The 11869-nt window shown below is 68.7% G+C and carries 9 protein-coding genes; 6 read left to right on the top strand and 3 right to left on the bottom strand.

Annotated features, from left to right (window positions below; all coding sequences use genetic code 11):
- Positions 1 to 40: 40 nt before the first annotated feature.
- From CGZ91_RS09135 to CGZ91_RS09120, 4 genes are all read left to right on the top strand, one after another.
- Positions 41 to 2908 carry an LPXTG cell wall anchor domain-containing protein gene (locus CGZ91_RS09135; RefSeq protein ID WP_094454482.1) on the top strand — a complete coding sequence of 956 codons (2868 nt, stop codon included), beginning with the start codon at positions 41 to 43 and terminating at the stop codon, positions 2906 to 2908.
- A 63-nt stretch (positions 2909 to 2971) separates the two neighbouring features.
- A complete protein-coding gene (locus CGZ91_RS09130; RefSeq protein ID WP_094454480.1) occupies positions 2972 to 3676 on the top strand; it encodes a hypothetical protein in 705 nt (234 codons plus the stop codon).
- 66 nt (positions 3677 to 3742) lie between these two features.
- Positions 3743 to 4612, top strand: a complete 870-nt coding sequence (locus tag CGZ91_RS09125) for an ABC transporter permease (RefSeq protein ID WP_094454478.1) — start codon at positions 3743 to 3745, stop codon at positions 4610 to 4612.
- A 34-nt stretch (positions 4613 to 4646) separates the two neighbouring features.
- Complete coding sequence (locus CGZ91_RS09120) at positions 4647 to 5438, top strand: ABC transporter ATP-binding protein (RefSeq protein WP_229116539.1); 792 nt, start codon at positions 4647 to 4649, stop codon at positions 5436 to 5438.
- Between the two features lie 89 nt (positions 5439 to 5527).
- On the opposite strand, the gene CGZ91_RS09115 is transcribed toward CGZ91_RS09120, so the two are convergent.
- From CGZ91_RS09115 to CGZ91_RS09105, 3 genes are all read right to left on the bottom strand, one after another.
- Complete coding sequence (locus CGZ91_RS09115; RefSeq protein ID WP_144276851.1) at positions 5528 to 7555, bottom strand: ligand-binding sensor domain-containing protein; 2028 nt, start codon at positions 7553 to 7555, stop codon at positions 5528 to 5530.
- Positions 7556 to 7619: 64 nt separating this feature from the next.
- Complete coding sequence (locus CGZ91_RS09110) at positions 7620 to 8903, bottom strand: helix-turn-helix domain-containing protein (protein ID WP_144276850.1); 1284 nt, start codon at positions 8901 to 8903, stop codon at positions 7620 to 7622.
- Positions 8900 to 9301 (bottom strand): hypothetical protein, encoded by a 402-nt coding sequence (locus CGZ91_RS09105; RefSeq protein WP_094454472.1) that lies wholly within the window; start codon positions 9299 to 9301, stop codon positions 8900 to 8902. The genes CGZ91_RS09110 and CGZ91_RS09105 overlap by 4 nt, the downstream gene beginning before the upstream one ends.
- A 70-nt stretch (positions 9302 to 9371) precedes the next feature.
- On the opposite strand from CGZ91_RS09105, the gene CGZ91_RS09100 reads away from it, so the two are divergent.
- Positions 9372 to 10727 carry an MFS transporter gene (locus CGZ91_RS09100; protein WP_094454470.1) on the top strand — a complete coding sequence of 452 codons (1356 nt, stop codon included), beginning with the start codon at positions 9372 to 9374 and terminating at the stop codon, positions 10725 to 10727.
- Positions 10728 to 10779: 52 nt separating this feature from the next.
- Complete coding sequence (trxB, locus tag CGZ91_RS09095) at positions 10780 to 11862, top strand: thioredoxin-disulfide reductase (protein WP_094454468.1); 1083 nt, start codon at positions 10780 to 10782, stop codon at positions 11860 to 11862.
- Positions 11863 to 11869: the final 7 nt, after the last annotated feature.

The raw sequence follows: 11869 nt of genomic DNA, 5'->3' as shown, positions 1-11869 counted from the left end.
CGTTGCTTAGGGTGTGGGGAGCACCCAACGAAGGGACCCCGTGACATCTCATCACCCGCTCCGGACCGCTGGCCTGGTCGCCGCGAGCTTCGGCCTCACCCTCGCGTTGCTGCCCGGCTCCGCGCACGCTCAGGACATCCCCGAAGCGACCTCCGAGATCGCGCTCACCAACCACAGTTTCGAGGAGAATCTGACCGGTTGGTCGTCGACGACCATCGACGGTACGCCCGCAGCGGACTGCTCCGGTGCCTCCTCGATCACCACCGACCAGTCCACCGAGGGCGCCAACTCGCTGCGCCTGGAAGCGACCGGGGACTGCGCGACGCCGACGGTGGCCTCGGATCCGCAGCCGCTCAACGAGGGCGATGACTTCACCGCCTTCGCCGACGTGGTGGAGACCGACGGTGTCACCGAGCTGCGGCTGCAATGGCTCGCCGGTGAGGAACCGGTCGGGGTCAGCGAGCCCGGCCGCGTCGACGCCGAGGGTCTGTTGGTGGTCCGCGCGGACCGTCCCGCCGGGGCCGACGGCGTACGGGTGCTCATCACCGGCACCGCCGCCACCGTCGACCAGGTGTTGGTCAGCGCGGCCGGCACCGTCACCGAACCGCAAGTCACCAAGAACGCGCAGTACTTCTCGATGGATGCCGGCTTCGATGAGGACGGCCGCGCGGTCGTCTTCACCGTCGGCACCGGCTCGGCGACCTCGCCCGCCATCCTCACGGTCGTCGACATCGTGACCCAGGAGATCACCCAGACCGTCGAAATGCCCGGCCTGACGGGCTCCTGGGGAATCCGCCAGAATCCCGTCACCGGCACGGTGTACGTCGCCGGTTACGGCGCCCCGGCGCTGTGGCTGTGGACGCCGGGCGAGGCCGAGGCCGTCAACGTCGGCGCCCCGCCGATGGAGCATGTCGGCTTCCTCTACGACGTCGACTTCGACGAGGACGGCATCGCCTACGGCTCGACCTGGGGTGAGCCCACCGCCGGCTGGTCCGGCGCCAAGATGTACTCCTACGTCGAAGAGGGCCTCGACGTCGACCAAGCACCCGGCTTCCACGAGTTCGGCGACCAGCCGCTCACCAGCGACGCGGCGTACGCCCGTCCCCTCACCTACGAGAACACCACTCGCACCGTGTTCACCGGCACCGGGACCGGACCCGGGACGGCACATCTCTTCGGCTGCTCGATCGACGACGACACCGACTGTGTCGATCTGGCCGAGCACAGCGACTTCATGCGGGACCAGAACTGGGTCTACGGCGTCGAGGCGCGCGACGGCTACGTCATCGCGTGGACCGGACCCGGCAACTCCTCGACCGACCGCCTCGTGATTCTCAAGGTGGGGCGCGACGGTGACGGCGCCTTGGTCGCCGAGAACATCGGCGAGATCGGCCCGGTCTGGTACAACGGCTCCTCCAAGCCGACCGACGGCAAGATCTACTACAACAAGAACGTCGAGGACCGTCGCATCATCGAGCTCGACCTGGCCGCGCTGGACGCCCTGGATCTGTCCGGGGACGACATCGACAATCAGGAGCTCATCGCCCAGGCAGAACGAGAGACGCCCGCAGAGACGCCCGGCATCGCGTCGCGCCGCTGGGACACCATCGAAATCCCCGATCCGGAATGGCCCGGTCAGACCGTCGTCGGCCTGAATGCCGGCGGCTACTTGGTGCGCTACAACCTCGAGACCGAGGCGTACGGTCAGTTCCTGGTGGAGAACCAGCCCCAGGTCTCGACCCGGATCAACTCCATCACGGTCGGGCCCGACGACAACATCTACACCTCCGGCTATCTGGTCGGTGGCACCGGCGCCCAAGCCCCGATGCGGCCCGATCACTCCACGTACGTCGTGGGCGGGCAGAACGAGGAGATGATCAGCCACGACGGGGCGATCTATGTCGGCCGCTATCCGACCGGCAACATCGAACGGTTCGCGCCCGAGGACCTGCAGTCGACCCCGGCGGTGGCCCCGCAGGTGGTCTGCGAGGTCGGCCACGACCAGGACCGTCCCTACGGTCTGCTGGCGGTCGATGACCGGCTCTACTTCGGCACCCAGGCCGGTGGCGGTGGCTCGGCCGGCGCCTTCGGTTGGCTGGACCTGAGCACCGAGGAGTGCACCGTCCTCGAGGCTCCGATCGGTGCCCAGTCGGTCAACGACCTGACCGCGGCCGGCGGCAAGATCTTCGGCGCCGGCAACATCTACTTCGGCTACACCCACCAGCCGACCGAAGACCAGGCCATACTGCTGGTCTTTGACCCGGCCACCGAGGAAGTGCGGGAGCTGACTCCCATCGAGGGAGCCCGCGCGATCTCGGCGGTGACCACCGACGCGCAGGGGCTGCTGTGGCTGTGGGGTCATGGTCAGCTCGTGGTGATGGACCCCGTCAGCGAAGAGGTGCTGCAGCGCTTCGACCTGCCCTGGGGTGACGGCGACGGTCTCATCGGGGGCCAGCGCGGTGAGTTGATCCAGGCTGCCGACGGCCTCATCTATGCCAACCTCGCCGGTCACCTGATCAGCTTCGACCCGGAGGCGGCCGCGGCCGGCAATTTCGAGCTGACCGAGATCGCCACTCCCCGCTCGGTGGGCTGGCGCCTGGACATCGACCGGTGGGGCAACCTGTGGACCGACTCGGACACTCGGCTGGTTCGCATCGTCACGGCCCAGACCTCGGCGGTAGCAGCGGGCGAGCCGACTCCGACACCATCGCCGACCGAGCCCGGCCCGACCGAACCCAGCCCCACCGAGCCCAGCCCCACCACACCAGCGGATCCCTCGCCGACCGCTCCGACCGCCAGCCCGACCCGACTGCCCGAAACCGGTGAGATGACCGGGTTGGGCAGCGTCCTCGGCATCGGTGCGCTGTTGGCGGCCGCAGCGGCGTACGTGGGCCTGCGGCGCCACTGACGGCCATCGGGTACGCCGGGCCGCACGGTTGCCGTGACCCGGTGGACGGGAGAGACTGGTGCGGTGACCAATCCTGACGAGCGCCCGCCGTTGCCGCCCGAGGTCGTTGTCCCCATCAACAAGTCCACCGTCCAGGGCTGGTTGACGACCATGTGGGTGATCGGCGCGTTCGCCGCTGTGGTCATGGTCCTGTCCCTCTTGGCCGCGGTCCTGTTGGAGAGCCCTGGCCCGATCCTGACCGGGGTCGGTCTCCTGCTCACCTCGCTGGCGATCGCGATCAACGTCAGCACCTTCTCCGAGATGAAGAAGGCGCCGTTCGGGCTGCGCGTCACCCATGACGGCTTCGAGTCCAACGCCGGCGCCCAGAGCGGCTGGATCAGCTGGGACCAGGTCAAGGAGATCAAGCACTTCAGCCGAATGGGCAACACCGCCGCTCGGGTGGTGCTGCACGACCCTCAGGGGTGGCGGGCCGCCCGGTCGGGCTGGACTCGCTTCCAGACCTGGGGCAACCTCACCCTCTACAAGTGCTCCTTCGCAGTGGCGCCGAAGATGCTGATGCCGGTGGTGCCCGGGCGGAGCAACAACACCATGGTGAGTCAGGTGCTGCAGGACTACCACGGCGCCTGGCTGCAGCGGCAGGCCGCGCGGCACACCGCACTGGGGCCGCAACTGGATGCGCAGCAGTTCGATGAGCAGTGGGACGCACAGCAGTCAGCTCCCTCGGCCCAGAGCTGGTATTCCGCGCCCGACCAATGGCAGCAGCGCTGAGCCCACTCACCCGTACGCCGCGCAGATCACGCACCACAGCGCCCGGACCGCGTAGGCTTCCGACCGATGAGTACCGCCACCGACGACCGCGAGTTTGCGCCGGTCTACAACCGCTACAGCACCCAGGCCGGGGGCCTGCCGAGGCTGCCGGCGTACCTGCGTGAGACCTGGCGCCGTCGCGCCTTCGCCGCGGAGTATTCCCGCGCCAACATCCGCAGCGCCAACTCCAACACTGTGTTCGGGCAGCTGTGGCTGGTGCTGAATCCAGTGCTGCTGGCCGGGGTCTATTTCCTGCTCGTCAACATCCTCACCGGCCGCGGCAAGGACAACCCCGAATATTTCACCCACCTGACCGGCAGCCTGTTCATCTTCACGATGGTCACCACCGCGATGACCTCCGGCGCTTCCTCGGTCACCACCGCCGGCAAGCTGCTACTCAACACGGCCTTCCCCCGGATCCTGATCCCGCTGTCGGTGGTGCGGACCGCGGTCTTCCGGTTCTTGCCGACCGTCCCGGTGATCCTCATCTTCCAGCTCTTCACCGGCAATCCGTGGTCGCCGTTGATGTTGCTGTCGCTGGTCTTCGCGGCCTTCATGGTGCTCTTCGGCGCCGGCCTGGCGTGCTTCTTCGCCGCCCTGCAGGTCTATTTCCGCGACACCCAGTCCTTCCTGCCCTACATCAACCGGCTGTGGCTCTATCTCTCGCCGGTGCTGTGGACCGGTGCCGATTTGAGCCGGCTCGGTGAGGTCGCCCAGTTGGCGATCCTCAACCCGATGTACGCCATGCTCACCGGCTACACCCAGCTGCTGCAACACGCCACCATGCCGGCATGGCACCTGTGGGCGATCTCGGCGGCGTGGAGCATCGGCATGGCGCTGCTCGGCGGCCTGTTCTTCATCACCAGGGAGCGTGATTTCGCTGTCCGCATCTACTGAGAAACGATCCGGTACGCGCGCCACGCCGCGCACCGTGGAGACGGCCGGGCCGGAACGAACCGACCTGGCGGTCAAGGTCGAGCAGCTCTCGATCACCTACCGCACCACCTTGGAGAAGCGCCCCACCTTCAAGCAGGCGCTGATCCGGATGAGCCGAGGCCAGCGCGCCATCAAGGAGATCGAGGCGATCAAGGACCTCTCCTTCGAGGTCAAGCGCGGCACCACGATGGGCATCATCGGCCACAACGGCGCCGGCAAATCCACCCTGCTGCGGGCGATGTCGGGGATCCTGCCGCCCACCTCGGGACAGGTCGAGGTGTGGGGCAAGGTGTCCACGTTGCTGGCGCTCGGCGTCGGCTTCAACTCGGCCCTGTCGGGCCGGGAAAACATCGTGCTGGGTGCGCTGGCCTCAGGCCTGACCCGCTCCGAGGTCGACGAACGGGCCGAAGAGATCGCGGCCTGGACCGAGCTCGGTGACTTCATCGATGCCCCGATGCGCACCTACAGCTCAGGCATGACGGCCCGGGTCGGGTTCGCGGTCGGCGTCCACATGGATCCCGACATCTTCATGGTCGACGAGGCCCTGTCGGCCGGCGATGCATACTTCCGGGACAAGGCCAACGCCAAGATGGAGGAGCTGCGGCACCAGGCCCGCGCGATGTTCGTGGTGAGCCACGGCCTCCAGTCGATCAAGGCCATGTGCGACGAGGTGCTGTGGCTGGACCACGGCCAGTTCCGCGGCCGCGGCAAGCCCGAGGAGATGATCGATGCCTACATGGAGGCGTCCAAGGTCAAGGAATCGCCGGCGACCACCGAAGAGATCTGACGCTGGGCATTCTCGGCAACTCGATCGTCCGTGCCGCCCATGACCGTACGCCGGCGCGCTCGAGTTGCCGATGATGTCCGAGCAAGCGCTCAGAGCTCGAGTCGCAGCAGGTCGGTGTACGCCGCGCCCGGCTGTTCGCCGGCGGTGACGCCCCACAGCACCGCGTGCGGGCCGGATTCGTCGGTCCACTGGCTCAGCGCGACCTCGATCACGCCGTCCATCAGCCTTTCGGTGCTCGCGCCGGCGAGGTCCACGGCGTACGCCGTCCCGCCGACCCGGGCCAGCAGCCGACCCTGACCGGGCAGCCCGTTGAGCTGACCGCGGCGCGGCGCGGGGCCCTCGCCCTCGAACTGGACGACCGGCGTCAGCTCGAGACTGTCCGGGTCGAGCCGACACAGCGTCCGGTCCGCGAGGGCGTACCACTGACCGTCCTGGACGTGCAGGGCGGTGATGCAGCTGTACGCCAGGTCGGTCTCGGCCTCGATCCGCCAATCCCCGCCGGGACGGACCCGCAGCAGCCGACCGGGACCCTCGACCGGGCGGCTGCCGGTGCCGGCTTCGGTCGAGGTGGACAGGATCACGGCATCGCCGTGGGCCCGCACCGCGTGGACGGTGCCGGCCACCGACCAGAACTCGAACGGGTGCTCGGGGTCATCGAGCCGGACCCGGGTCAGGCCGCCGGCATAGAGCCCGTAGCCGGGGGTGGTGCCGGCGTACAGGAAGCGGCCACCGTCGTGGCGGGCGACGCTGACGCAGATCGGTCGGGACTGGTGGTGGCTGTCGTGCAGGGCGACGAACTGGTGCACGCCGCCCTCGACCGGATCCCAGACCGCGAGCCCGGCCTGCGGGTACGCCCCCAGGTAGAGCTTGCCCTCGTCCCAGACCCAGGACTCGATCTGGCTGGGCCGGGCCACCGACGGGGTGGTCGCACTGACAGTGTCCCAGCGGCCGAACTCGCCCTGCTGACCGGCCGACACCATCAGGTCCGGCGAATCGGGCACCTCGCCGAGCGCCAACATGTGCGGCGGGGTGGCGGCGACATCGGCAGGATGCCGCTGCAGGGAGCCGCTGGAGTCGAGCTGCCACAGTTCCCGTACCGCTTGGCCGGCTTCGGTCTGGGAGACCCACAGCCACAACTCGTCCTCGTGGATGGTCGACCCGAGGATCGATCCGGGCTCGTCGACGACCGGGGTCAGCTCCAGGGTGGCCAGGTCGAGATGACACAGCGCGCTGCCGTCAAACAACCACAGCCCCAGATCACCGTCGAGGTCGGCGAATGGCTCGGACAGCACACCACCGATGACGCGCATCAGAGGTTCGTCGTTGTCGTTCGGTACAGGATTGTCGACCGGGTCGTCAGTGCCCGGGTCGGTCAGTTCCCGGCAGCTGCCAGTGTCGGGGTCGATCAGCCACAGCCGGTTGTTGGTGACCACCCAGAGGCGCCCAGCGGCATACCGGATCTGGTGGGCAACCGCGGTCGGATCACCCAACGGGATCCGGATCGGGTCAGCCTCGACGTCGGGATCGAGTGGTACGCCGACCACCTCGTTGGGGGTGACGCCGATGACACCCCACACCAGATCGCGGTCCTCGTCGACGGCGACGGCGCGCAGGTAGAGCTGGTCCTCGGTGCCCAGCGTGGCCAGCACCCGGAACTCATCGGTCTGGGTCTCATCGGTCTGGGGGTAGTAACGCACGAAGCTGGCATCGGGGTAGGTCGCGGCGATCAGCGACCCGTCCGACACCTCCGCGAAGTCCCAGACGTACTTCGTCTCCGGGGTGGGGCGACCCAGCTCGCGTACGGTCAGTTCCTCGGTCTCGGCGTCGGTGTCGACGGCGTACATCAGGCCCTGGTAGTAACTGCCGACGTACGCCGTGGTGCCGATCCCGCGTACCGTCCAGGCGCCGGTGCTGCCCGGCAGCGGCAGACTGGCGCGGCGTCGACCGTCCGCGCTGAGGATGCTCAGCGGCGAGTCAGACCCCTGGCTGACAGTGATGGCCTGCAGGCCACGAGCGCCGGTGGTGAAGGAGCCGCGATGCATGGCGACGGTCCGGAGCGGACCGGTGACGCGCTGCGGCCCAGTCCCGCTCTGCGGGGTTGCTGATTCAGCAGTCATGGGGCCCCAGACTACTGAGAAGCCGTTTGCTCTGCGCAGCTGCGGGCTCCGTGTCGCGACCCCGCTAGCGGGATTCGGGCAGCAGTTGGAAGCGTTGCGGTGGCCGGCCGGCGCGGCTGCCCGGTTTGGTCGGCAGCTGCCAGGCCAAGCCCGCGTCCACCAGACTCTGCAGCTGGCGACGGGCGGTCCGCACCGTCACTCCGGTGTGCTGGGCCACGTCGGCAGCATCCACCACCCCGTCCCCGTCGATCAGCTGCCACAGCTCGGCGTGCAGTCGGACTTCATTGCTGGCAGGCACAGCGGCCTTGCCCAACTCGATCATCACCCCGCGGGGTCCCCGCACCATCGTCGTCCCGGCGCCACGCCGCTCGGCATCGTCCTGAGCCAGCGCGGCCGCATTGAGGGCGGCCGAGGCAGTGGTCGCCAGCCCGATGCCGAGCACCAGGTCGGCGTCGAGTTCGTCGGTGAGCCGGCGCACCAGGTCCGGCCTGGTGGTGAGGCCGGCGGTGAGATCCAGCAGCGGCCGCATGGTCGTCACGATCATCGGTAGGTCACCGTCCACAGGCACCACCACCCCGTGCACGGCGCGGGCATCGCCCTGCAGGCTGCGTTCGGCGGCATGGATCAACCGTTGGGTGTTGACGTCGTCATCGTGACCGGGCCCGCGCAGATAGGGCCGCAGCAGCCGTGGCCCCAGCACCACCTGTTGGGTTTCACCGAGCCGCTGGTCACTCGCCCTGAGGATCACCTCTTGCAGGCTCTGCCGCAGCGTCGCCCGGGACGGCCGCATCAGAACCACGGGGATCTCTCGGGACTCCAGCAGTTCCTTGGCAAGCGGCGTCGAGGTCACGGCACCCTGGCTGAGACCGACGTCGTGGACCTTGGTGTGGCCCTGCACGAACTCCATCGGCGAGTTGCCGGCAATCACCTCGAGCCGGCTCGGATCCAGACCGACCTCGCGATAGGCCTGTTCGACCAACTCGGCCGGGACACTGTCGATGCTGACCCGGCCCGGGTCCAGCCCCTGCGCAGTCGCGGCCAATAGGGCCCGGTGCAGGGCGCGTTCGTCGGCGGGCACCGAGGCGGAGGCCATCTGCGCCACCACGGTGGTCGCGTAGTTCGCGGCGATGATCGGGCCGCTGAGCAGCAGGCCGTCGAAGCTCCGGACCAGGTCCGGCTCCGGGAGGCCGCGGACGACATCGATCGGGACGATGTCGACGTTGTCGGCGAAGTCATCGCCGGCAGCAGCCAGCACCTCGTGCCCGAACGGTGCAGAGCCGAGCACTGCGATCCGTAGCCGCGCGGCCCGCAGCGCCGGCGTACCGCCGCGGGGTCGGCCGGGCGTCACCACGGCCCCTCCGCCAGCGTCCGCTCGAGGAAGGCCACCAGCTCCCCGGACTCACCGTCGCGGCCGCCGCGGGCCACGATCAGCGGCGGCGGCTGTGGTTTCAGGCGTACGCCGGTGAGGCGCTCCCGCCACCCGCCGGGCACCGTCAGCACGAAGAAGCTGCCGTCGGTGCCGACCGCGACCGAGTGGTTGGCGCGGATGTACCAGCCCGTCCGGTCGGTGCGGACCTTCGCGCCGCTGCCGAGCAGGCCCGCCGCCAGGCGTACGGTCGGCAGCCCCTGTCGGCGAGCGCGAGCCACGAAGGCGTCGATGTGCTGTTGAGCCAGACGGCTCTCCATCCGTGACTGCGCGACCTGCAGTTCAAGACGGCGAAGGGCGTCCTCGTTGCGCTGCCCCATCCTGTCCCCCTCTGCGTACCCTGTACCTGTCGTCGTCGACGGCCCAGCCCCGAGGTTGAAAGCCATCTGCATGCTCCAAGGCCTGCGCCGCCTGTTCAGCCGGTCCCTGTTCCGGCGCCTGTTCGGCGACCGCGTCGCCAACCAGACCGGAGACGGTCTGATCCAGGTCGGCACCGCCGCGCATGTGCTGTTCTCCCCTGAGGAACAGCCAACGGCAGCGGCGGTGGCCCTCGTGCTTGCGGTCACCATGGTGCCGTATTCGATCATCGGCCCGTTTGCAGGTGCCTTCCTGGACCGCTGGCCCAGGCAGCGGGTGATCATGGTCGTCGACTCCATCCGGCTCGGGTTGGCATTGCTGCTCGGCGCGCTGATCCTCACCGGCGGTCGCGCTTTCGGGTTGCAGCTGACCATCATGGTCCTCGTGTTGGTCGCCACCAGCCTGAACCGATTCCTGCTGGCCGGGTTGCAGGCCGGCACCGCCAAGACCGTCGAACCGAGCGAGTATCTCCAGGCCAACACCGTGATGGCGCTGCTGGGCCCGATCGGGGTGATCATCGCGGGCATCATCGCCGGCGCGGTACGGCTGGGCACCGGCGGCTTCCTGGCCACCCACCAGGCCGACGCGATCATCTTCGTCTTCGCCGCCGGCACCTTCGCCGTCAGCCTGCTGGTCGCCGCCCGGATCCCCCGGGACGCGCTGGGACCCGATGTCCTCGCCGCCGAACGCGGGTCCACCAGCGTCACCGCGGTCGGTCAGGGCCTGGTCGAAGCGCTTCGCCACCTGCGGGACCGCTCACCTGCCGCATGGGCGATCGGCCTGATCGGCGTACAGCGGCTGCTCTACGGATCAGTGATGGTGCTGATCATCCTGATGTACCGCAATCACTTCCATCCGGTCACCGACGTCGAACCTGCCATCGCCGACATCGGCCTGTGGGTCGGCGCCTCGGGGGTCGGCTTCGTGCTGGGGCCGCTCATCACCAACCGCGCCTCGGGCTGGTGGGGGATGCGCGTGTGGATCATCGTCCTGTTCATCGCGGAGGGCATCATCCAGGCGACCGTCGGCGCGATCCTGTGGCAGCCGACCCTGATCATCACCGGATTGGTGCTCGGCTTGGCCAGCCAGTCACTGAAGACCTGCACCGACACCTTGCTGCACGCGCACTGTGATGACCTCTTCAAGGGCCGCGCCTTCGCGATCTGCGACATGGTCTACAACGCCGCGCTGGTGTTGGCCGCGCTGCTGGTCTGGTGGGTGGCGCCCGCCGACGGGGTCTCGGTGCCCGTGATGGTCGGTCTGGGTCTGGTGGCCGTGGTCGCCGGGATCGGCTTCGCGATCGGCACCGGGCGCAACCCGCAGGTCTGGGAACAGGGGGCGGAGTCGCTGCGTACGCCGGCCCCGGCCGCCGACGCGGCGCAGGAATAGTGCGACAGCGTCAGGGGTTACTACAGTGACCGCAGCACACGAGAGGACTCCCATGAGCGAGCAGATCCCGGCCGCCCCCAAGGGCATCAAGCTGCCCGGCACCGGCAACTTCGGTCTCACCACGTCGGTGGACAGCGTCCCCGCAGCCCCGGCACAGCCGGAGGCGGAGCAGGAGCAGCCGATCCGGGAGCTCATCATCATCGGGTCCGGTCCGGCCGGTTACACCGCCGCCGTGTATGCCGCCCGCGCCAGCCTGCATCCGCTCGTGCTGGAGGGTGCCCTCGATGCCGGCGGCGCGCTGATGAACACCACCGAGGTGGAGAACTTCCCCGGCTTCCCGACCGGGATCATGGGTCCGGACCTGATGAGCAACATGCGCGCCCAGGCCGAACGCTTCGGCGCCGAGTTCATCACCGACGACGCCGTCGAGGTGGACCTTGCCTCCGAGATCAAGACGGTCGTCGACACCGACGGCCGCCGCCACCGCGCCAAGGCCGTCATCCTCGCGATGGGTTCGGGATATCGCCGACTCGGCCTGCCCGATGAGGACCGACTGTCGGGTCGGGGCGTGTCCTGGTGCGCCACCTGCGACGGATTCTTCTTCACCAACAAGCCGATCGCCGTCGTCGGCGGTGGCGACTCCGCCGTCGAGGAGGCCACGTTCCTCACCCGCTTCGGCTCCAGCGTCACCCTGATTCACCGCCGCGACGAGCTGCGCGCCTCGGCCATCATGGCCGACCGGGCTCACAACGACCCCAAACTCGACTTTGCCTGGAACAAGCAGGTCACCGCCATCAACGGCGAGAACACCGTCGAGAGCGTCACCCTCACCGACACCGTCACCGGCGAGACCTCCGAACTGGAGGTGTCTGGCCTGTTCATCGCGATCGGCCACGACCCGCGCTCGGAGCTGGTCCGCGGTCAGGTCGACGTCGACGAGGAGGGTTACGTGGTCGTGGACGCACCCTCGACACGCACCAACCTGTCCGGCGTCTTTGCCTGCGGCGACCTGGTCGACCACACCTACCGACAGGCCATCACCGCCGCCGGCACCGGTTGCTCGGCCGCCCTGGACGCGGAGCGATTCCTGCAGGATCTCGAGGCTGCGCAGCGTACCGCCGAACTGGTCGGCTGACCCGGTC

The organism is Parenemella sanctibonifatiensis (genome assembly GCF_002250565.1).
Classification (GTDB): Bacteria; Actinomycetota; Actinomycetes; order Propionibacteriales; family Propionibacteriaceae; genus Parenemella; species Parenemella sanctibonifatiensis.
The sequence above is the reverse complement of the archived record's forward strand: the minus strand, read 5'-3'. Positions and strand labels throughout refer to the sequence as shown.